We start from the raw sequence: 21,552 nt of genomic DNA on the forward strand, positions 1-21,552 counted from the left end.
CGGTACGAAATGCGCCCCTGCTTAAATCAAGAATGATTACTTGTCTTTATACACTTCGGCTGTTGCGCTGAACTTACCGTGTTCGCGGCCGGAGATAATCACATAATACTGACCACCTTTTTCATCGGCCTTCTTCGACAGTTCTTCTTTCGCATCCATCGGTGATGTGGTTTGCGCGGTGGTGGTAACCGTACCGATCTTCTCGTATTTACCCGGATTCTTGTCCAGATCTTCTTTGGTCAGCAAGGTTGCCGCCAGGGAGCTGAAAGACACGGAACCGACGACCAACGCTGCAATAATCATTTTCAAAGATTTCATTACCATACCTCTCAAGGGAACATTTATTTGTTATGAAAGCCGTCCAGGGGTACATGCGTAATAACACCGGCTGCCGTGACATCTTCAGACCTCGTTGCTTTCCCTGACGAGAATCCTTTTCCCAGAGACGAAACGTCAAAGCGAAAAAATCCGCGAGCGGTTTTTCAGTTTTCAGCCAACGCATCTACCCCACTAAGTATCGAACAGGTTTCTTTTTTATCCACTGAGCGGCCATTTCTTTAGCGCTTTATTGTGCGTTTTAGCGCGGAATGCCACCTTCGGTCACAAAGGTACGAATAATCTCGGCAAATTCATCAGGGTGAGAAATGAAGGGCGCATGAGCGGCTTTCGCCATGACCACCGACGATGAATGCGGCCAACTGACATCCAACAGCCCGGCGACCTTGCGCGGCACCACCCCGTCCAGATAACCGTATATACGCAGCAGCGGCAGGGTCAGTTCCGCCATCGGCAGGCGTAAATCCGTGGTGCGCAGCATCTCCAGGCCGCCGTTCAGCACCTCGACGCTCGGCATCGGCTGATTCAACACCACCGATTTCAGCAGGCGTGCGTCCTGCCGTGCGCTTGCCGTACCCAGGGTTTGTAATGCCAGAAAGCGTTCTACGGTGCGCTGGAAGTCCTGACTCAACTGATGCTGAAAACCGCTCAGCACCTCTGGGCGAATCCCCGGCCAGTCGTCCTGCGCGGCAAAGCACGGCGAGGAAGCCACGGTGATCAATCCGCGTACCCGCTGAGGCTGCGTCAGCGCAATCTGGCCGGCCACCAGCCCGCCGAGTGACCAGCCCAACCACCAGGCCTGTGGCGGTGCGGCGGCCAGCACGATCTCCGCCATCTGCGCGAGCGACATGCCGCCAAATCCCTGACTGCGGCCATAGCCCGGCAGATCGACCAGATGCAGGCGAAAATGCGGCGTCAGCCGCTCGAGCGTGCAACCCCATACCTCCGCATTCAGTCCCCATCCGTGCAGCAGCACAAGATCGTGTTCGCCTTCACCTATTGTTTGCCAGTACAGCGCTGCCATCAGTTATTGTCCTTTCATTCTCATCCGTCAGGGAGGACGGCCATGCTATCAATCCACAGCCGCTGTTGGCTATGCCGGCAGCCATTATGCCTCAGCCGCCACGGCATCTGTAGTTACTGCCTGCGCCATCTGCCGGCCAAACCGCTGTGCTGCCCCTGCTGCGGCCTGCCCGCCGGCGACGCCGCACGCCCCTGCGGCCGCTGCCTGCAACGGCCGCCGCCCTGGCAGGCGTTGGTGTTCGTCGGCGACTACGTCGCGCCGCTTCGTCAACTGATCAAAAAATTCAAGTTTCAGCACGCACCGGAACTGGCGCCGCTGCTGGCACGGCTGATATTGCTAAACTGGCAACGGGCGCACAGAGAGCAGTATCTGAACAGACCCGATATGATTTTAGCGGTACCCTTGCAGGCTAAACGCTGCTGGCGACGCGGCTATAACCAGAGCGATCTGCTGGCGCGGCCGCTGGCGCACTGGCTGGGTTGCGATTATCGCCCTGCCGCCCTGAGGCGGGTACGAAAAACCGCTCCACAGCAGCGGCTGCCTGCCCGTATGCGCAGGCGCAACCTGCGTGGCGCCTTTCGTTGCCATGAGCCGCTGGCAGGCCGACACGTTGCCCTGTTGGATGATGTGGTGACGACCGGCAGCACGGTGGCGGAAATCACCAGGCTCTTGCTGCGTCAAGGGGCGGCATCGATACAAATCTGGTGCGTTTGCCGCACATTGTAGTGCCACCGCAATGGGCGTATTATAACCGACAATAGAAGTCAACTACTGAGCTAATGCTATGATTCGTATAACAGATACCGCACAGGAACACTTTGCCAAACTGCTGGCAAATCAAGAAGAAGGCACCCAAATCCGCGTATTCGTGATCAACCCGGGTACGCCTACGGCCGAATGCGGTGTCTCTTATTGCCCGCCGGATGCCGTGGAAGCGACAGACACCGAGCTGAAATTCGAAAAGCTGTCCGCCTATATTGACGAGCTGAGCAAACCTTATCTGGAAGACGCCGAAATCGACTTCGTCACCGACCAGTTGGGTTCGCAGCTGACGCTGAAAGCGCCAAACGCCAAAATGCGCAAGGTCGACGACAACGCCCCGCTGATGGAGCGCGTCGAATACGTGCTGCAATCGCAGATCAACCCACAGCTGGCAGGCCACGGCGGCCGCGTAACGCTGATGGAAATCACCGACGACAGTTTGGCGATCCTGCAGTTCGGCGGCGGCTGTAACGGCTGTTCAATGGTCGACGTAACGCTGAAAGAAGGGATCGAGAAAGAACTGCTGCAGAAGTTCCCTGAGCTGAAAGGCGTGCGCGATCTGACCGAGCATCAACGCGGCGAGCACTCTTACTACTGATCCCGCTCTCCAGGCAATACGGAAAGAAAAATGCCGGATTGGCTTCGCCAACTCCGGCATTTTTATGACAATTACCCCACCGACACCGTTCGCCGCCGCTTGTCCAGATCCTTCAGCAACCGGTTAACTTGCTGATCGGCAAACATCTCCTCGAGGGTTTTGTTCAGTTTACGCCGCCAGTTTGGGTACTGATCGCTGGTGCCGGGAATATTGACCGGTTCGGCCATGTCCAGCCAGTCTTCCGGCTGCAGGCCCAGCAGTGCGCTGGCGCTGTCGGCAACATAGCGCTGCAAGCCACGGTTGAGCAGCGGGCTCATGTTCAGCAACGCCGCCTTCTTGCCCACCTTCTGCGGCACGCAGCCATAATGATGCAATCCGTCCAGCAACCCCTGCTTGGCGCGCTCACGATCGGCAAACAATTCTTTCAGGATCTCCGCATCCGGATACAGCCCCAGCTGGTTGCCCAGTTGCAGATCGCCGCTCTGCCAATAACCGCGCAGCGTCGGCAGGTCATGCGTGGTGATGGTCGCCATCGCCTGCACCGGGTAGGCCTGCGGCGCACGGAAGTGGTTCTCGCCGTCACGCTCGAAATACAGCACCTTATAAGAATAGACGCCGCTGTCGCGCAGCTTGGCGACAATCTCGACCGGCACGGTCCCGAGGTCTTCGCCAATCACCATACAGCGGTGACGCTGGCTCTCCAGCGCCAACACCGCCAACAGGTCATCCACCGGGTATTTCACGTAAGCGCCATGGTCGGCGGTTTCACCGTAGGGGATCCACCACAGGCGCAGCAACGCCATTACGTGGTCAATGCGCAGCGCACCGCAACTGGTCATATTGGCGCGCAACAGATCGATAAACGGCTGGTAGCCCCGCGCCGCCATCACGTGCGGATCCATCGGCGGCAGCCCCCAGTTTTGCCCCAGCGGGCCCAGAATGTCCGGCGGCGCGCCAACCGACGCTTTCAGGCAATAAAGATCCGGCTCGCACCAGGTTTCCGAACCGCCCTCCGCCACGCCTACCGCTAAATCGCGGTACAGGCCAATCGGCATTTGCTGTTGCTGGCTCCGGCGGAAACAGTCGGCGAACTGGCTGGCGGCCAACCACTGCAACCACAGATAGAAGGTCACCGAATCTTGCTGTTGCCGGCAAAACTGCTTCACTGCGGCGCTGTCGCCCTGCCGATATTGCTCAGGCCAGGCCGGCCAACCCCACAGGCTGCCGTCAGCGGCGGCAAGATGAGCATGCAATGCGTCAAACGCCGCCTGTTGATACAGGCTGTCGCCACCGTCGGCAACAAACTGCTCGAACGCCTGGCGCTGTTCGTCACCGGCTTTACGCCCCTGGAACAACGGGAACGCCAGCTTCAGCGCCGCCAGCTTGAGCTGCGTCACCGTGCTGTAATCCACCCGTTCGCTGCTGCGCGCTTTGATCAGCTGTTTTTGCGTTGCCGGCTTCAGCCACCATTTCTGCGCCGCATCGCTACGCTGGAACTCTTCCACCGCGTTCACATCGATATACACCACGTTCAGCCAGCGTCGCGACGACGGGCTGTACGGGCTGGCGCTTTCCGGGTTCGCCGGATACAGCGCGTGGATCGGGTTCAGCCCGACAAAAGCGCCGCCCCGTTCCCCAACCTGCTCCACCATCTGCCGCAGATCGCCAAAATCGCCGATACCCCAGTTACGATCGGAGCGCAGGGTGTAAAGCTGGACGCAAGCGCCCCACAGTTTTTGTCCGGTCAGCAGCGCGTCCGGCTCAAAGCAGCGTTTCGGCGCAACAATCAACCGGCACTGCCACTGCTGTTCGTCCTGGGTTAGCGTCAGTTGGTGATAACCCACCGGCAACTCGCCCGGCAGGGTAAGGGTTTTACGCGCGCCGGCGCGCCCCTGCTGCCGGCCACCGTCTTCACGCAGCAGAGTCCAGAGATACTCGCCGCTGCCCGCAAGCGGCAACGCCACCGGCGCGCCCTGATAGAATACCTTGACCGCCGGCAGCGGCGTCACCGCAGCCTCCAGCGGCGCGGCAGTCCGCCCCATGGCATCCAGCAGTTTGCGCTTGGTGTCCTGCGCGATCGCCTGCTGTTTCCCATGGGCGTTAATATAATCAGCGGCAATACCCGCCTGAGCGGCCGCCTGATCGATGCGCTTGCGATCCATTCGCTCTCCTTAACGCTTGGCTTGCCAGATGCGCTGTTGGTAGTCGCGGATCGAACGATCCGAACTGAACATACCGACCCGCGCGGTGTTAAGAATAGTGCGGCGTGTCCATTCGTCCTGGTCACGATACAGCTCGTCTACCTGCCGTTGAGCCTGGCAGTACGAAGCGAAGTCGGCCAGCACCAGATAAGGGTCACCGCCTTCCAGCAAGCTGTGCAACATCATGTCGAAGGCATGCTTGTCGCCATGGCTGAAGGCGCCGCTCGCCAACTCGTCGAGGATCGCCTTCAGGTGTTTGTCCTTCTTGCGGTAGCTGAGTGGGTCGTAGCCTTTGGCCAGCAGCGCCTTCACCTGATCGACGGTATTGCCGAAGATAAAGATATTGTCTTCGCCCACCTGCTCGGCGATCTCCACATTGGCCCCGTCCAGCGTACCGACGGTCAGCGCGCCGTTCAGCGCCAGCTTCATGTTGCCAGTGCCGGACGCCTCTTTGCCGGCGGTAGAGATCTGTTCGGAGATATCCGCGGCCGGGATCATCAGTTCAGCGACGGAAACGCGGTAATCGGGAATAAACGCCACTTTCAGCCGATCCTTCACCAGCGGATCGTTGTTGATCACCGAAGCCGCCTGATTGATCGCATAAATGATGTTCTTCGCCAGATAGTAGCCCGGCGCCGCTTTGGCCCCGAACAGGAATACCCGAGGCACGATGTCCAGATTCGGGTTGTCACGCAGTTGGCGATACAGCGACAGAATGTGCAACAGGTTCAAATGCTGGCGTTTGTATTCGTGCAGGCGCTTGATCTGCACATCGAAAATGGCGTCCGGGTTCAGCGTCAGGCCCATTACGCCGTGCACGTAGTTTGCCAAGGCGACTTTGTTATCGCGCTTGATTTGCCGATAACGCTGACGGAACGCTGCGTCGTCGGCATATTTCTCCAGCCCTTTCAGCGCGTCGAGATCGTTGGCCCACTCGACCTTCAGCGTCTCGTCAATCAGCCCCGACAGCGCCGGGTTACACTGTTTCAGCCAGCGGCGCGGCGTGATGCCGTTGGTGACGTTGTGGAATTTGTTCGGCCACAGCTGGTGATATTCCGGGAACAGGTCTTTCACCACCAGGTCGGAGTGCAGCTGCGCTACGCCGTTGACCGCAAAGCCGCTGACTACGCACAGGTTAGCCATGCGCACCTGTTTGTCATGGTGTACCGCCAGCTTGGCCCACACCGCCTTGTCGCCCGGCCAGCGTTTATCCACCAGCTTTTTGAAGTTGGCGTTGATCTGCTTGATGATGGAGAAATGACGCGGCAGCAGGCTGCGCACCAGCTTCTCGTCCCAGCACTCCAGCGCCTCGGGCATCAGGGTGTGGTTGGTGTAGGCAAAGGTGTTGCTGGTGATCGCCCAGGCGGCATCCCATTCCAACTGATGCTCATCCAGCAGAATGCGCAGCATTTCCGGGATGGCGATGGTGGGGTGAGTGTCGTTGAGTTGAATCACTTCGTACTTAGGCAGGTCTTCAATCTTGCGGCCGGCCTGATGGTGTTTGCGCAGGATATCCGCCACCGAACAGGCGCACTGGAAATATTGCTGCATCAGGCGCAGACGCTTGCCCGCCTGATGGTTGTCGTTCGGGTACAGTACCTTGGTCAGCTTGGCGGCTTCTACGCCCTGCTTCTCCGCCTGCAGGAATTTGCCGTCGTTGAAATCCCCCAGATCGAACGGGTGCTGATGGGTCGCCTGCCACAGGCGCAGCGGTTGGGTCACTCCATTACGGAAGCCCAGCACCGGCAGATCCCAGGCTTCGCCACGCAGGGTAAACGCCGGACGCCACAGTTCGCGGCCATCGGCCAGTTTTTCCAGTTTCCCGCCGATACCCACATCCACCGACAGCGCGGCATTGTGCTGGAACCACGGGTAGCTTTCGCGCTGCCAGTTATCCGGCGCTTCTTGCTGCTGACCTTCGCTGAACGACTGGCGGAAGAGCCCGTATTGGTAATTGAGGCCATAACCGGTGGCCGGTTGCTCCACCGTCGCCATCGAATCCAGGAAACAGGCCGCCAGACGCCCCAGCCCGCCGTTGCCCAGTGCCGGATCGGTTTCCTGCTCGAGCAGATCCGCCAGCTTGATATCCTGCTCCGCCAGCGCCTGTTCGACGGTGTCGTACCAGCCCAGGTTAATCAGGTTATTCGCCGTCAGGCGGCCAATCAGAAACTCCATCGAAATATAGTTCACATGGCGCAACGGCTTGGCGCTTTTGCGTGGCGCAGGCTGCGCAGCAAGCTGCTCGGCCAGCGCGCGGCTTACCGCCTCCCACCATTGGTGCTGGGTCATCTGTTGTGCAGAACTGAGGCCAAACCGTTGCCACTGACGGGTCAGTGCCGCCAGAAAAGCATCCTTTTTAAGCATAGGCTGTGACATAAGGGAAACTCTCTATCCAGTAAGTGGGTCAAATTACCGTTATCGTGCCGGGGAGAAAGGTTGAAGGCATCATCCCGCCCGGGGATTAGCTGGGGAGGAGGATTGGGGCGTAGCTAAAATTGTGATCTCAGGCACTTTTTGACTCCCTTGCATGATGCAAAAAAGCCCGCCGACGAACGCCGCGAGCACTGAGAATAAGCAGAAAATCCCCGCTATGAAATTAGCATAGTTAATGCAGCTGATGAAGTTTTGTACATGCATCGAAATGCTTTCCCTCAACCGCGTTACCAAACCGCCCCACAACGCCGCAATTGCGCAATGATTTGCCTGCAAACGTAAAAAAGTGTGATCAATAGCAATTTAACTCCAAGCCGAAGATGAACCTTGTTGCAATACGTTTAACGTTGTCAGAAGTTAGGAGGGTGATTAATTACGAGCCATAAAATAATTAGTTTTACTCCGATCCCGGCAGGAGTCGCGATGAGATGAACCCCTTCGGGCAGGCCAACGGCTACGGGAGCCGCGATTTTCACTCTGGAATACTATGCTGATCCCATCAAAACTGAGCCGTCCGGTACGGCTGCAAAATACCGTGATCCGCGATCGCCTGCTGGCCAAATTAGCCGGCACGGCAAACTATCGCCTGACATTGGTTAATTGCCCGGCGGGATACGGAAAAACGACGCTGGTCGCACAATGGGCAGCCGGCAAATCAGATTTGGGCTGGTACTCGCTGGATGAAAGCGACAACCAACCCGAGCGCTTTGCCAGCTACCTGATCGCCGCCTTGCAACATGCCAGCGGCGGCCACTGCGTGAAGAGCGAAGCGTTGAGCCAAAAACATCAGTACGCCAGCCTGTCGGCGCTGTTCGCCCAGTTGTTCATTGAGCTGTCCGACTGGCATCAGCCGCTGTACCTGGTGATTGACGATTACCACCTGATCACCAATGACGTCATCCATGAAGCCATGCGCTTCTTCCTGCGTCACCAGCCGGAAAACCTGACGCTGATCCTGCTGTCCCGTACCCTGCCGCCGCTGGGCATCGCCAACCTGCGCGTGCGCGATCAACTGCTGGAGATGGGCACGCAGCAACTGGCGTTTACCCATCAGGAAGCCAAACAATTCTTCGACTGCCGCCTGACCGCGCCGATGGAACAGCATGACAGCAGCCGCCTGTGCGATGAAGTCGAAGGTTGGGCCACCGCGTTGCAGCTGATTGCACTGTCTGCCCGGCAGTCCACCTCGTCTGCACAGCAATCCGCCAAACGCCTGGCCGGTCTGAACGCCAGCCACCTGTCCGATTATCTGGTGGACGAAGTGCTGGATCACGTCGATGCCGGGGCGCGCGCTTTCCTGTTGCGCTGCTCGGTGCTGCGTTCAATGAACGATGCGCTGATCGTGCGCCTGACCGGCGAAGATAACGGCCAGCAACGGCTGGAAGAGCTGGAGCGCCAGGGGCTGTTTATCCACCGCATGGACGACACCGGCGAATGGTTCTGCTTCCATCCGCTGTTCGCCACTTTCCTGCGCCAACGCTGCCAATGGGAGCTGGCGCTGGAGCTGCCGGGGCTGCACCGCGCCGCAGCCGAAGGCTGGTTGGCATTGGGTTACCCGGCGGAGGCGATTCACCACGCGCTGGCGGCCAGCGACGTAAGCATGCTGCGCGATATCCTGCTGCAACACGCCTGGTCGCTGTTCCATCACAGCGAGCTGGCCCTGTTGGAAGAGTGCCTGAATGCGCTGCCGTATGAACGCTTGATCCAAAATCCCAAGCTGGCGCTGTTGCAGGCCTGGCTGGCGCAGAGCCAACACCGCTACATCGAAGTGAATACCCTCTTGGAACGCGCCGAACAGGCGATGCGCGATCAAAAAATCGACGTCGATCGGACCCTGCATGCCGAATTCGACGCCCTGCGCGCACAGGTGGCGATCAACGCCGGCAAGCCGGAAGAGGCCGAACGCCTGGCCACCGAGGCGCTGAAGTTTCTGCCGCTTTCCAGTTATTACAGCCGCATCGTCGCCACCTCGGTAACCGGCGAAGTCCATCACTGCAAGGGCGAGCTGGCCCGCGCGTTGCCGATGATGCAACAAACCGAGCAGATGGCGCGACGCCATCAGGCTTATCACTATGCGCTGTGGGCGCTGTTGCAACAGAGCGAAATCCTGATTGCCCAGGGTTTCCTGCAGGCCGCCTATGAGACGCAGGACAAGGCGTTTGAGCTGGTGCGCGAACAGCATCTGGAACAGTTGCCGATGCATGAGTTCCTGCTGCGTATCCGTTCGCAGATCCTGTGGTCCTGGTCACGGCTGGACGAAGCGGAAGACGCGGCGCGTCAGGGCCTGAAAATTCTGGCCAACTTCCAACCTCAGCAGCAACTGCAGTGCATCGCCATGCTGGCCAAATGCTCGCTGGCGCGCGGCGATCTGGATAACGCCCATGCGCACCTGCAGCGTTGCGAAGCGCTGTTGCACGGCAGTCAATACCATCGCGACTGGCTGACCAATGCCGACAAACCGCGGGTGATCCACTGGCAGATGACCGGCGACACCGCCGCCGCCGCCCAATGGCTGCGCCAGACCGAAAAACCCGGCATGGCGGATAACCACTTTATGCAGGGCCAGTGGCGTAATATCGCCCGGGTGCAAATCATGCTCGGCCAATACGAAGAAGCCGAAGTGGTGCTGGATGAACTGAACGAAAACGCCCGCCGCCTGCGGCTGGTGAGCGATCTGAACCGCAACCTGCTGCTTAGCAACCAGCTTTACTGGCAGATGGAACGTAAAGGCGATGCGCAAAAGGTCCTGATGGAGGCGCTGTCCCTGGCCAGCCGCACCGGATTTATCAGCCACTTTGTCATCGAGGGCGAAGTGATGGCGCAGCAGCTGCGTCAGCTGATTCAGCTCAATACGCTGCCGGAGCTGGAGCACCATCGCGCTCAGCGCATTCTGCGCGACATCAACCAGCATCATCGGCATAAATTCGCGCATTTTGACGAGAACTTCGTCGATAAGCTGCTAACGCACCCGCAGGTGCCGGAACTGATCCGTACCAGCCCGCTGACGCAGCGCGAATGGCAGGTGCTGGGGCTGATTTATTCCGGTTACAGCAACGACCAGATCGCCGGCGAGCTGGACGTGGCGGCCACCACCATCAAAACCCATATCCGCAATCTGTACCAGAAGCTGGGCGTGGCCCACCGTCAGGAAGCGGTACAGCAGGCGCAGCAACTGCTGAAGATGATGGGTTACGGCGCCTAAAAACCACAGCGTTGCTCTGGTCTTAATTGCCGCAGAGTTGGTTACAATGGCGGCATATTCTCATTACAAGGCAGTCAGAAGTCATGGAACAGTTTGAAGCGATCAACGTTGAACAAGCCTACGCGCGCTGGAAAGAAGACAGCGCCGCTCTGGTCGACATCCGCGATCCGCAGAGTTTTGAAGCCGGGCACACGCCGGGTGCCTTTCACCTCACCAACGCCAGCCTGCAAACGTTCATGCAGCACAACGACTTTGACCGGCCGGTGATGGTGATGTGCTACCACGGCAACAGCAGCCGCAGCGCGGCGCAATACCTGCTGAATCAGGGGTTTGATGCGGTGTACAGCATTGATGGCGGTTTTGAAGCCTGGGCACGCCAGTACCCGCAGGACGTTGAAACTTCAGCGTAAAAATCAGGGCGCATCCTGCGCCCTCTTCCTTTGTTACTCCGCCGCCATCGGCCGTTTGACAAACAGGCCGTAGCTCAATGCCCCCAGCATCAGCAAACCCGCCCCCAGCAAGAACACGTTGGTGAACTGCCCGGTCAGGTCGAGGATCACCCCGGTGACAATCGGCGCCATCGCCGCACCGAGGAAACCGCCAAAGTTCTGAATCGCCCCCAACGAAGCCACCTGCTGTTTCGGTGCGATATCCGTCGCCAGCGTCCAGATCACGCCGGAAGGCAGCTGCGAGAAGAAATACCCCAGCGACAGCAATAAAATGCACAGCGGCGTACTGTCGACAAAGGCGATCGGCGCCACGCAGCAGGCCGCCAGCGCGGCACCGCAGACGATCGGGATCTTGCGTGCGGTGATCGCTTTCACCCCGCGGCGAATCAAACGATCGGAAATCGCCCCGCCGCACAATACCCCCAGAATGCCGGCAAAGAACGGGATCGAGGCGATCCAACCGGTCTGCTTCAGGCTAAAGCCCAGCGAATTCTCCAGGTAGCTCGGCAGCCAGGTCAGGTAAACCCAGATGGTGAACATGATGGAAAAGTTGCCCAAAATCATGAACCAGGTCGTTCTATGGCGGAACAGCGAACCCCAGCTCCCCCCCTGCGCCTGGCTGACGGCTTTTGCCGCCGCACGTTTTTCGGCGTGGATCATCGCCTCTTCCCGCGCAGTCGGATCACGGTAAAACTTCAGCCAGGCCAGCATCAGCGGAATGCCCGCCAGGCCAATGGCGATAAACATGCCGCGCCAGCCCAGGGTCAGCAGCAGCACGGTGAGGATCGGCGGAGCTATGGCGTTGGCAATCTGCGAACCGGTGTTGATGATCGACGTAGGCAGGCCACGCTCTTTCTCCGAGAACCAGCGATGGGTGATCTTGATCCCCGACGTGAAAAACGGGGATTCCGATACGCCCAGCAGCATCCGCAGGCCATAGAACATCGAGTAGCTGTTGACGAACGCCGCCATCACGGTAAATGCCGACCACAACCCCAGCGCCCAGGAAAACATTTTCTTCGGCCCCAGTTTGTCCACCAGCCAGCCGGCGGGCAGGTTGGCAAGCGCGTAAGGCCACAAAAACGCCGACAGCAGCAGGCCCATTTCGGTCGAGGAAAAGCCAAACTCCCGGGCGATAGTGGTATTGGCGATGCTCAGGTTGGCGCGATCGAGATAGTTCACTACTGCGGCAATCAACAGGATCAGGATAATGCCCCAGCGCAAACGGGAGATCGGCGCCGCCGGTGCGGCGGCCGATGCATGCAGCGCAGAAGTCGCCTCTTTCATGATTGCGGCTCCGTAAACAGGCTGAGGTGAATTTTGATCACGGCTTTGCGGATAAAACACTCACCGTGGGTTTGGCAGCAAGGGCGATGCAGATCGTGCGGGAAAAATACCGCAAAGGTGCCTGGCAGCAGCGGGACCGCCATTTCATTTTGCACCTGTCGGTAAAACACGATGTCGTGGTGGCGCCGCTCTTCCGCCACGGGTTCATCGCCCCGGCGGCGCGCCACGCCGATGGTTTCTTCCCCCTGCAACAGGTACTGCACGTCAACGTGGTCAAAGTGCGACTCAGGGCGCATTTGCTGCGCCGGCACGGTGCTCATTTCCTGCAACAGACAAAACATCTTGCCGGGAATAATGTCGATTTTACCGGGTTGCAGCGTGGCAAAATCAGTGCGTTCAATAAACGCGATGGCCTGGTGAATAATCGGATGAAACGCGTGTTTTTCCCGCGCCCAGTCCTGCAGATCGCAAAGCATCATGATGGTGTTCCCCGTGTAGTGATAGTTTTAGCGGGTGTAGTAGGTACAGCGGTGTTGTTGAACCGCGGGAGGATGTCGCCATCTTCCCGCACAGCCTTAACCGGCAATTTTTTGCTGGTAGAACCCGGTGCCGCTGCGGATTTGATCCAGCAGCACGCCCAGCCCCCAGAATTTCTCCAGCACGTCGTCCTGATTTACCCGGCACAGCTCGCTGTCGAAAGTGCCCAAACGCTGGTGATAGATCTTGGCGTTTTTCGGGTAACCCAGCGTCTCCGTGACCGCCGCCAGCGACAGGAAGGTCGCCAGTTCCTGCGCCAGCTCAGGCCGCTGCGCGCCGTGGTGATACAGCCAGTGGTACAGCTCCGGGTGGAAATTGGTGAACACCCCGCTGAACCCTTTGGAGCCGGCCTGCATCGCCGGCCAGGCGATAGCGGCGTTGGCATTGATGATATTCAGCGGCGTCCCTGCAGTTAATGCCACCCGACGCGTCACGGTCGGCAGATCGCAACTGACGTCCTTCAGCACGACAAAACGGCCGCTGTTGGCGCAATAGCTCAGCTCTTCATCGCTCAGTAAACGGCGGTAAGGCGCCGGGCATTCGTACAGGCCCAGCGGCATGCTAGCCGGCAACGCCGCCAGCAGGCTGTCCAGCGTGGCGAAAAATGCCGCGCTGCCCTGGCGTTGCGGGTCAAGATGGTTGGTCACCAGCACCAGCGCGTCGATGCCGGTTTGCGCCATCGCCTGCAGCTCTTCAATTTGCTGCTCCAGCGCGTCGCTGATATGGCCGGAAGCGATAACCGGCACCCGGCCGTCTACCCGCTGCACCACAAAACGCGCCAGCTCGACCCGTTCCGCCAGGCTGAGGAACTGCATCTCGCTGGACTGACAAACGGCGAACAACGCATCGACGCCACGCTGCAAATACCAGTCGATCAGGCGCGCCAGACCCGGATAGTCGATCTCGTTGCGAGCGGTAAACGGCGTTAGCATTACCGGCACAATGCCCTCGATGTTCTTCATTTTTGCTCCTCACACCGCGCTGACGCGGCAGACAATGGTGTTGTTTGATTAGGGATCAGCGCTGGCTCAGACGAGCCACCACCTGTTGATGTTGCGGCATGTTGGACGCCCCTTCTCTTTCCACCGCCAGTGACGCGAAGGCGGCGGCATAGGTTGCCGCCTGGGCAATCGTTTGCCCGGTGGCGATAGCCGCAGCGAAGGCGCCGTTGAACGCATCTCCCGCGCCGGTGGTATCGACGCTCAACGCCGGGAATGCGGGAATATGCTGGAACTGAGAACCTTCGAGGATCATCGCTCCGCGCGCTCCCATGGTGATGATGACCCGTCGGGCGCCCAGCGCGGCGATACGCTGCGCCGCCTCTTTGGCGCTGTTCAAATCCGTGACCTCCACGCCGGACAGCAGCGAGGCCTCGGTTTCATTCGGGGTGATCACATCGACATATTCCAGGCATTGCAGCGCGTCGGCGGAGTAAGGCGCAGGATTGAGGATCACCCGGATCCCCAACGCATTGGCCAGCTTCATCGCGTTCAGCGTGGCGTTAAAGTTATTCTCCAACTGCACCAGCAGAACCTCCGCGCCGGCCAGCTCCGGGGCGATTGCAGCCACTTCTTCGTCGGTGATGGTTTTATTGGCGCCGGAATAAATGGCGATCATGTTCTCGCCGTCCTGCTGCGAAACATAAATGATGGCGTTGCCGGTCGGCTCGGTTTCCGATTGGTATAAAGTGAACGAGTGGATTTCCGACGCAGAGAGATGGTCGAAAGCGAACTGGCTGAACTGATCTTTGCCCACTTTGGACACGAAATGCACCTGAGCGCCGGCCCGGCTGGCGGCCATCGCCTGATTGGCCCCCTTGCCGCCGGGGCCGAGCGTACTGCCTAGCGCCAGCAGCGATTCGCCGCCTTTGGGAAAGCGCGCCACTCTGGCGACGATATCGACATTGAATGACCCCAGAATACAGACCTTGCCTCGCATGTTTTTTCCTCTCTCCGGCTCCTGCACCTTTCTTTTCTGGCTTTCCAGGCGCCTTAACAGCACTTCGAACGTGCCGTCGGTTTCGGTAATTAATTTGGCCTGCAGGCTACGCCGGATGACTATCGCGCCGCCGTGGCAGCGCTGCACTAACCCCAGTTGCGCCAGCACGTTTAAATCGCTGCGGATGGTTTCTTTGGTCACCGCAAAAGACGTGGCCAGGTACGCCACGCTAACGCGTTCATATTTATCCAGATAATCCAGAATGTTATTGCGTCGTTCTTCGAGAAACATAGTCACCTCAGCACCTGTTTTTGAGAGTAAGGGACCCCCGGTGGTTAAAAAGTGACTGTGATCATATGTTGCAGGGCTAAACGGAAGTAAACAAAAATCGCTGCAATATTCGCCGGCCCATGGCGGGAAAACCGCGGGATTGATAAGCCGCCACAGGCCCGTTAGTGGGTGTTTTTACTGGTTTTTCGCAGATCCCTTGCCTGCGTTCAAGATTTCAACGGTATAATCAGCCGTCAACGCCGTCGGCGGCAAACCGACGGTCCAACTTATCTTTACCCTATGAATTTCAAGCTGCGGCCAGGCGGCAAGGGTGTAAATCCCCCGGAGCTTACTCAGGTAAGCGACTGGGGTGAGCAGCCAACAACGCCGAGGCTTGAAAGGCGACGGGTATATGAAACGGAATATCTATGGTTCGAGTAATCGCCGTATCCAACCCCCGCCTGGCTCAGGCCTTTGTCGACTACATGGCGACACAGGGCATTGAACTTAGCGTGCACAATACCGGCGAGGCGGCGGAAATCTGGTTGGCTGACGACAGCCATCTGGATCAGGTGCAGCACGAGTTGCAGCAGTTCCTGGTCGATCCGCTCAACCGCCGCTATCAGGCCGCCAGTTGGGAAACCGGCAACACCGGCGCCGATCTGCACTACCCAGGCTACTCCTATCTGCAAACCTTGCGCAGCAAGGCCGGGCCGCTGACGCTGGGCGTGATGGTGCTGTGCATTGCGGTGTATATCCTGATGCAGGCGATGGGCGATGACACCGTGATGTACTGGCTCTCCTGGCCGCAGGACAGCAGCCAATACCCGCAGCTGTGGCGCTGGGTCAGCCACGCGTTTTTGCATTTTTCGCTGCTGCACATCGCCTTTAACCTGCTGTGGTGGTGGTATCTCGGCGGCCCTCTGGAAAAACGCCTCGGCACCGGCAAGTTGTTCGTGCTGGCGGTGGTATCGGCCTTCTTCAGCGGTTGGGCGCAGTCACTGTTCAGCGGCGCGTTGTTCGGCGGCCTGTCCGGCGTGGTCTATGCGCTGATGGGCTACAGCTGGCTCAGCGGCGAACGGGCACCGGAACGCGGCCTGATGCTGCCGCGCGGCCTGATGGTATTTTCGGTGCTCTGGCTGGTGGCCGGGTATTTCGATATTTTAGGAATGTCGATCGCTAACGCGGCACACGTGGCCGGTTTAGTGTTAGGGTTATTGATGGCATTTTGGGACACGCGTCATCGCGCGCACAACGAACAATAACAGCCAGGTACAAGCCAGGCGTTTTAGGGGATTATCGTGAAGCAAACACAGCGTCATGACGCAATTATCGAACTGGTGCGCCTGCAAGGTTATGTCAGTACGGAAGAACTGGTCGAACATTTTGACGTCAGTCCGCAAACGATTCGCCGCGATTTGAATGACCTTGCCGATCAGAACAAAATTCAGCGCCATCACGGCGGCGCTGCGTTGCCTTCCAGCTCGGTCAATGCCGCTTATAACGATCGCAAAGTGATGTGGTCGGAAGAGAAAGCGCGTATCGCCCAGCGCGTCGCCAGCCAGATCCCCGACGGCGCCACGCTGTTTATCGACATCGGCACCACGCCGGAAGCGGTCGCTCACGCGCTGATGAACCACAAAAACCTGCGCGTGGTGACCAATAACCTGAACGTCGCCACCCTGCTGACCGCCAAGGAAGATTTCCGCCTGATCCTGGCCGGCGGCGAAGTGCGCACCCGCGACGGCGGCATCATGGGCGAGGCCACGCTGGACTTTATCTCCCAGTTCCGGCTCGATTACGGCATTCTCGGCATCAGCGGCATCGACATGGACGGCTCGCTGCTCGAATTCGACTACCATGAAGTGCGCACCAAACGCGCAATTATCGAAAACTCGCGCTGCGTGATGCTGGTGACCGACCATTCCAAATTCGGCCGCAATGCGATGGTCAACCTCGGCAATATGAACCTGATCGACTACCTGTTTACCGACCAGTTACCGCCGCCAAGCGTGATGAAAATCATCGAACAGTACGACGTGCAGCTGGAGCTGTGCTGATCTCCGCCCTTCTCGTCTAACCCAATGGGCGCAGCCTGCCGCGCCGTCACCCCGCCGTTTTTACCCGGGCTCAGCCTACTGAGCCCGGCGTTGCCAGCCGGAATACCCATTCTCTTTGTATAACTACTATCACCAAACTGTTACCTCTATCACGCCTAAATGTTTTTGTTTGGTTAAGTCTTGGCTTGTTTGTTGGTTTTTGATTACAATCATGAGCGAAAACGAACATGAAAGAGCTATTTCGAACATCTGGAGGAAGTTGACGTGGAAACCAAAGACTTGATCGTTATCGGTGGCGGCATCAACGGTGCCGGCATCGCAGCAGATGCTGCCGGGCGCGGGCTGTCCGTACTGCTACTGGAAGCGCAAGACTTGGCCTGCGCTACGTCTTCCGCCAGTTCCAAACTGATCCACGGCGGCCTGCGCTACCTGGAACACTACGAATTCCGCCTGGTGAGCGAAGCGCTGGCCGAGCGTGAAGTGTTGCTGAAGCTGGCGCCGCACATCGCGTTCCCCATGCGTTTCCGCCTGCCGCACCAGCCGCATCTGCGCCCGGCCTGGATGATCCGCATCGGTCTGTTCCTGTACGATCACCTGGGCAAACGCACCAGCCTGCCGGGCAGCAAGAGTTTGCGCTTTGGACCAGAATCGGTACTGAAGCCTGAACTGAAGCGCGGTTTCGAATATTCCGACTGCTGGGTCGACGACGCTCGCCTGGTGGTGCTGAACGCGCAGGAAGTGGAAAAACGCGGCGGCGAAGTGCGCACCCGCACCAAAGTGACCCGCGCATGGCGTGAAAACGGCCTGTGGATGGTGGAAGCGGTTGACGTCGACAGCGGTAAAACCTTTACCTGGCGCGCCAAGGGCCTGGTCAACGCCACCGGCCCTTGGGTGAAACACTTCTTTGACGACGGCCTGAAGCTGAAATCCCCGTACGGCATCCGCCTGATCAAAGGCAGCCACATTGTGGTGCCGCGCGCTCACAACCAGCCGCAGTCCTATATTCTGCAAAACGAAGACCACCGCATCGTGTTCGTGATCCCGTGGAATGACGAATTCTCGATCATCGGCACCACCGACGTGGAATACCACGGCGATCCGAAAGACGTGAAGATCGACGATAACGAGATCGACTACCTGCTGAAAGTGTACAACGACCACTTCAAGAAGCAGTTGGGCCGTGACGACATCGTCTGGACCTACTCCGGTGTGCGTCCGCTGTGCGATGACGAATCTGATTCGCCGCAGGCGGTGACCCGCGACTACACGCTGGACGTGCATGACGAGCAGGGCAAAGCGCCGCTGCTGTCGGTGTTCGGCGGTAAGCTGACCACCTATCGCAAGCTGGCTGAACATGCGATGGAAAAACTGGCGCATTACTACCCTGGCTGCGGCCCGGCGTGGACCAAAAACGGTTCTCTGCCCGGCGGCGACATCGGTGGCGATCGCGACAGCTATGCCGCCAAACTGCGCCGCGAACACGGCTGGTTGCCGGAATCCCTGGCGCGCCGCTACGCCCGCACCTACGGCAGCCACAGCGAGCTGATCCTGGCGAATGCCAACGGCCTCAACGATCTGGGCGAAGAGTTTGGCCACGGCCTGTATGAAGCCGAACTGCGCTATCTGGTAGAGAAAGAGTGGGTGGTCGAGCTGGAAGACGCTATCTGGCGCCGTACCAAGCTGGGCATGTGGCTGGATGATACGCAGCAGGCGCGGGTGAAAGCCTGGCTGGCGCAACACACGAAAACGAAAACGCTCTCTCTGGCTTCCTGAGCCATTGAAGGTGAAAAGGGCCGGATATCCGGCCCTTCAGATTAGCGACAAAGGTCCGAAAAACGTGGTTTTCGAACCTTTGAGGTAAAGCAGAAGATCTCATCCTTTGCTTCATTAGCCGTCAAAGTAGAGCCTTTAGCTGCAAAGAACTTTGTCAACATTCTCAAAGGGCCGGATATCCGGCCCTTTTGCATTACAGCTTGATCGGTTTGATGTGCCAGATTTCGTCCGCATACTCCTGAATGGTGCGGTCGGAAGAAAAATACCCCATGTTGGCGATATTCAAGATCGCCCGCCGCGTCCAGTCATCCTGATTGCGGTACACCTCATCCACCTTGTCCTGCGTATCCACATAGCTGCGGTAATCGGCCAGCAGCTGGTAGTGATCGCCCAAATTCACCAGCGAATCAAACAGATTGCTGTAGCGCTTTGGCTCCTCCGGGCTGAATACGCCGGTGGCGATCTGGGTCAGCGCCTGATGCAGTTCGGGATCTTGCTCATAGTACAGATGCGGGTTGTAGCCGTTGCGGCGCAACTCTTCCACCTGCTCGGCGGTATTGCCGAAGATAAAGATGTTCTCTTCACCCACATGCTCCAGCATCTCTACGTTGGCGCCGTCCAGCGTGCCGATGGTCAGCGCGCCGTTAAGGGCGAATTTCATGTTGCTGGTGCCCGACGCCTCGGTGCCCGCCAGCGAGATCTGCTCGGAAAGATCCGCCGCCGGAATGATCAACTGCGCCAGACTGACGCTGTAGTTCGGAATAAATACGACCTTCAACTGGGTGTGCACGCGCGGATCGTTATTGATCACCTTCGCCACATCGTTGATCAGGCGAATGATCTGCTTAGCCGCATAATAGGCCGACGCCGCTTTGCCGGCGAAGATCACTACCCTCGGCACGCGCTCGGCCTCCGGATCCTGCAACAGGCGGTTATACAGCGTGATCACGTGCAGTACATTGAGCAGTTGCCGTTTGTACTCATGAATGCGTTTGATCTGCACATCGAACAACGCATCCGGGTTGACCACCACATTCAGGGTTTTGGCGATGTACTTCGCCAACCGCTCCTTGTTTTGCCGTTTGGCAGCCTGAACCGCCTGCAGGAAACTGGGGAAATCGATGTTGGCTTTGAGCTCGCTCAGTTGGCTGAGATCGGTGCGCCAGGTCTGGCCAATGCTGTCGTCAAGCACGGCGGAAAGCGGCCGGTTGGCCAACCCCAGCCAGCGGCGCGGCGTGACGCCGTTGGTTTTGTTGCAGAAACGATCGGGGAAAATGCGCGCAAAGTCGGCAAACAGCGACTGTACCATCAGCTCGGAATGCAGTGCGGAAACCCCGTTGACCTTATGGCTGGCCACCACCGCCAGCCACGCCATGCGTACCCGGCGGCCATTGGTCTCGTCAATGATCGACACCCGCGCCAGCAGCTCGTTGTCGCCCGGCACCACTTCCTGCACGTGCTTGAGGAAGTGATCGTTGATCTCGAAGATCAACTGCAAGTGACGCGGCAGGATCCGGCCGATCATGTCCAGCGGCCAGGTCTCCAGCGCTTCGCTCATCAGCGTGTGGTTGGTGTAGGAGAATACCCGTTCCACGACGGCCCAGGCGTCGAGCCAACTGAACTTGTGATCGTCGATCAGCCGATGCATCAGTTCGGGGATAGACAACACCGGGTGAGTGTCATTCAGGTGAATGGCAATCTTGTCCGCCAGATTGTCGAAGGTTTTATGCATCGTCCAGTGGCGGTTGAGGATATCCTGCACCGTAGCCGACACCAGGAAATACTCCTGCCGCAGCCGAAGTTCGCGTCCGGAATAGGTGGAGTCGTCCGGGTACAATACGCGCGATACGTTCTCCGAGTGGTTTTTATCCTCAACCGCCGCGAAATAATCCCCCTGATTGAATTTACCGAGGTTGATTTCGTTACTGGCCTGGGCGCTCCACAGCCGCAGCGTGTTGGTGGCGTCGGTATCAAAACCGGGGATCACCTGATCGTAAGCGATGGCCAACACCTCTTCGGTTTCCAGCCAGCGCGCCTTGGCGCCTTCCTGCTGAATTCGCCCGCCGAAGCGCACCTTGTATCGGGTGTTGTGACGCGGGAACTCCCACGGGTTACCGTATTCCAGCCAGTAGTCCGGTGACTCCATCTGCTGGCCGTTAACGATGTTCTGCTTGAACATGCCGTATTCGTAGCGGATGCCGTAGCCGCGCCCCGGCAGCGCCAGCGTCGCCAGCGAATCGAGGAAACAGGCCGCCAACCGCCCCAACCCCCCGTTGCCCAGCCCCGGATCGTTCTCTTCCTCCAGCAATTCACCGAGGCTCAGCCCCATTTCATTCAACGCGTCATCGATATCCTGGTAAATCCCCATCGACAACAGCGCGTTGGAAAGCGTGCGTCCGAGCAGGAATTCCATCGACAGGTAATAGACCTGTCGCACGTCCTGGGAAAGCTGGGCGCGGTTGGAACGCAGCCAGCGTTCCACCATGCGATCGCGCACCGCAAACAGCACGGCGTTCAGCCAGTCATGCTGGTTGGCGATAGCCGGATCCTTGCCGACAATAAACATCAGCTTATAGGCGATGGAATGTTTCAGCGCTTCAACACTGACCGTGGGTGAGGTGTAACTAATCGGTGAAGTCATAGCTTTTCTATCCCCTGAAGGGGGCGCCATATTCTTCGGAA

General features: G+C 58.5%; 16 protein-coding genes. 7 read left to right on the forward strand and 9 right to left on the reverse strand.

All coding sequences use genetic code 11. The features are described from left to right. Positions 1-36: 36 nt before the first annotated feature. Both ACUTQW_RS20855 and bioH read right to left on the reverse strand, forming a co-directional pair. Positions 37-318 (reverse strand): YdgH/BhsA/McbA-like domain containing protein, encoded by a 282-nt coding sequence (locus ACUTQW_RS20855; protein ID WP_004951376.1) that lies wholly within the window; start codon positions 316-318, stop codon positions 37-39. Positions 319-577: 259 nt separating this feature from the next. Then, positions 578-1,360, reverse strand: a complete 783-nt coding sequence (gene bioH, locus ACUTQW_RS20860) for a pimeloyl-ACP methyl ester esterase BioH (protein ID WP_064799639.1) — start codon at positions 1,358-1,360, stop codon at positions 578-580. A 42-nt stretch (positions 1,361-1,402) separates the two neighbouring features. Between bioH and gntX the strand changes: the two genes are divergently transcribed. Together gntX and nfuA are read left to right on the forward strand one after the other, a co-directional pair. Continuing rightward, the gene (gene gntX / locus ACUTQW_RS20865; RefSeq protein ID WP_006328555.1) at positions 1,403-2,086 is read left to right on the forward strand and encodes a DNA utilization protein GntX; all 684 of its coding nucleotides are present in this window, start codon (positions 1,403-1,405) and stop codon (positions 2,084-2,086) included. 58 nt (positions 2,087-2,144) lie between these two features. Continuing rightward, the gene (gene nfuA, locus ACUTQW_RS20870; protein WP_006328556.1) at positions 2,145-2,720 is read left to right on the forward strand and encodes a Fe-S biogenesis protein NfuA; all 576 of its coding nucleotides are present in this window, start codon (positions 2,145-2,147) and stop codon (positions 2,718-2,720) included. Positions 2,721-2,791: 71 nt separating this feature from the next. Here the strand turns inward: nfuA and malQ are convergent, their stop codons facing one another. Both malQ and malP read right to left on the reverse strand, forming a co-directional pair. Next, positions 2,792-4,882, reverse strand: coding sequence for a 4-alpha-glucanotransferase (gene malQ, locus ACUTQW_RS20875; protein WP_006328566.1), 2,091 nt, complete (start codon positions 4,880-4,882; stop codon positions 2,792-2,794). Positions 4,883-4,891: 9 nt separating this feature from the next. Beyond that, entirely contained in the window at positions 4,892-7,297 is a 2,406-nt protein-coding gene (gene malP / locus ACUTQW_RS20880) for a maltodextrin phosphorylase (protein WP_445654961.1), read from the reverse strand. Between the two features lie 544 nt (positions 7,298-7,841). On the opposite strand from malP, the gene malT reads away from it, so the two are divergent. Both malT and glpE read left to right on the forward strand, forming a co-directional pair. Next, the gene (gene malT, locus ACUTQW_RS20885) at positions 7,842-10,556 is read left to right on the forward strand and encodes an HTH-type transcriptional regulator MalT (protein WP_004951391.1); all 2,715 of its coding nucleotides are present in this window, start codon (positions 7,842-7,844) and stop codon (positions 10,554-10,556) included. 83 nt (positions 10,557-10,639) lie between these two features. Beyond that, complete coding sequence (gene glpE / locus ACUTQW_RS20890) at positions 10,640-10,966, forward strand: thiosulfate sulfurtransferase GlpE (protein ID WP_004951393.1); 327 nt, start codon at positions 10,640-10,642, stop codon at positions 10,964-10,966. A 33-nt stretch (positions 10,967-10,999) separates the two neighbouring features. Here the strand turns inward: glpE and ACUTQW_RS20895 are convergent, their stop codons facing one another. The 4 genes from ACUTQW_RS20895 to rbsK all read right to left on the reverse strand — a co-directional run bounded on the left by ACUTQW_RS20895 (position 11,000) and on the right by rbsK (position 15,058). Next, a complete protein-coding gene (locus ACUTQW_RS20895) occupies positions 11,000-12,292 on the reverse strand; it encodes an MFS transporter (protein ID WP_020439935.1) in 1,293 nt (430 codons plus the stop codon). Then, the gene (locus ACUTQW_RS20900) at positions 12,289-12,771 is read right to left on the reverse strand and encodes a YhcH/YjgK/YiaL family protein (protein ID WP_006328576.1); all 483 of its coding nucleotides are present in this window, start codon (positions 12,769-12,771) and stop codon (positions 12,289-12,291) included. Before ACUTQW_RS20900 ends, ACUTQW_RS20895 begins: the two co-directional genes overlap by 4 nt. 96 nt (positions 12,772-12,867) lie before the next feature. After that, positions 12,868-13,791 carry a dihydrodipicolinate synthase family protein gene (locus ACUTQW_RS20905; protein ID WP_006328578.1) on the reverse strand — a complete coding sequence of 308 codons (924 nt, stop codon included), beginning with the start codon at positions 13,789-13,791 and terminating at the stop codon, positions 12,868-12,870. A gap of 55 nt (positions 13,792-13,846) precedes the next feature. Continuing rightward, positions 13,847-15,058, reverse strand: coding sequence for a ribokinase (gene rbsK, locus ACUTQW_RS20910; protein ID WP_004951403.1), 1,212 nt, complete (start codon positions 15,056-15,058; stop codon positions 13,847-13,849). A gap of 407 nt (positions 15,059-15,465) precedes the next feature. Here rbsK and glpG point away from each other — a divergent pair, with 407 nt between their 5' ends. The 3 genes from glpG to glpD all read left to right on the forward strand — a co-directional run bounded on the left by glpG (position 15,466) and on the right by glpD (position 18,870). Next, entirely contained in the window at positions 15,466-16,302 is an 837-nt protein-coding gene (glpG, locus tag ACUTQW_RS20915) for a rhomboid family intramembrane serine protease GlpG (RefSeq protein ID WP_006328580.1), read from the forward strand. Positions 16,303-16,338: 36 nt separating this feature from the next. Beyond that, positions 16,339-17,097 (forward strand): DeoR/GlpR family transcriptional regulator, encoded by a 759-nt coding sequence (locus ACUTQW_RS20920; protein ID WP_004930797.1) that lies wholly within the window; start codon positions 16,339-16,341, stop codon positions 17,095-17,097. A gap of 264 nt (positions 17,098-17,361) precedes the next feature. Further along, positions 17,362-18,870: a glycerol-3-phosphate dehydrogenase gene (gene glpD / locus ACUTQW_RS20925; protein ID WP_006328582.1), complete on the forward strand. Its 1,509-nt coding sequence runs from the start codon at positions 17,362-17,364 to the stop codon at positions 18,868-18,870. A gap of 193 nt (positions 18,871-19,063) precedes the next feature. Here glpD and glgP read toward each other — a convergent pair whose 3' ends face one another. Beyond that, complete coding sequence (glgP, locus tag ACUTQW_RS20930) at positions 19,064-21,511, reverse strand: glycogen phosphorylase (protein WP_006328584.1); 2,448 nt, start codon at positions 21,509-21,511, stop codon at positions 19,064-19,066. Positions 21,512-21,552 lie beyond the last annotated feature (41 nt).

The organism is Serratia sp. TSA_7 (genome assembly GCF_052692135.1).

Bases quoted from the DNA above. Each gene is read 5' to 3' on its own strand.
- ACUTQW_RS20855 (WP_004951376.1), bottom strand. From the start codon at position 318: ATGAAATCTTTGAAAATGATTATTGCAGCGTTGGTCGTCGGTTCCGTG.
- bioH (WP_064799639.1), bottom strand. From the start codon at position 1,360: ATGGCAGCGCTGTACTGGCAAACAATAGGTGAAGGCGAACACGATCTT.
- gntX (WP_006328555.1), top strand. From the start codon at position 1,403: ATGCTATCAATCCACAGCCGCTGTTGGCTATGCCGGCAGCCATTATGC.
- nfuA (WP_006328556.1), top strand. From the start codon at position 2,145: ATGATTCGTATAACAGATACCGCACAGGAACACTTTGCCAAACTGCTG.
- malQ (WP_006328566.1), bottom strand. From the start codon at position 4,882: ATGGATCGCAAGCGCATCGATCAGGCGGCCGCTCAGGCGGGTATTGCC.
- malP (WP_445654961.1), bottom strand. From the start codon at position 7,297: ATGTCACAGCCTATGCTTAAAAAGGATGCTTTTCTGGCGGCACTGACC.
- malT (WP_004951391.1), top strand. From the start codon at position 7,842: ATGCTGATCCCATCAAAACTGAGCCGTCCGGTACGGCTGCAAAATACC.
- glpE (WP_004951393.1), top strand. From the start codon at position 10,640: ATGGAACAGTTTGAAGCGATCAACGTTGAACAAGCCTACGCGCGCTGG.
- ACUTQW_RS20895 (WP_020439935.1), bottom strand. From the start codon at position 12,292: ATGAAAGAGGCGACTTCTGCGCTGCATGCATCGGCCGCCGCACCGGCG.
- ACUTQW_RS20900 (WP_006328576.1), bottom strand. From the start codon at position 12,771: ATGATGCTTTGCGATCTGCAGGACTGGGCGCGGGAAAAACACGCGTTT.
- ACUTQW_RS20905 (WP_006328578.1), bottom strand. From the start codon at position 13,791: ATGAAGAACATCGAGGGCATTGTGCCGGTAATGCTAACGCCGTTTACC.
- rbsK (WP_004951403.1), bottom strand. From the start codon at position 15,058: ATGTTTCTCGAAGAACGACGCAATAACATTCTGGATTATCTGGATAAA.
- glpG (WP_006328580.1), top strand. From the start codon at position 15,466: ATGGTTCGAGTAATCGCCGTATCCAACCCCCGCCTGGCTCAGGCCTTT.
- glgP (WP_006328584.1), bottom strand. From the start codon at position 21,511: ATGACTTCACCGATTAGTTACACCTCACCCACGGTCAGTGTTGAAGCG.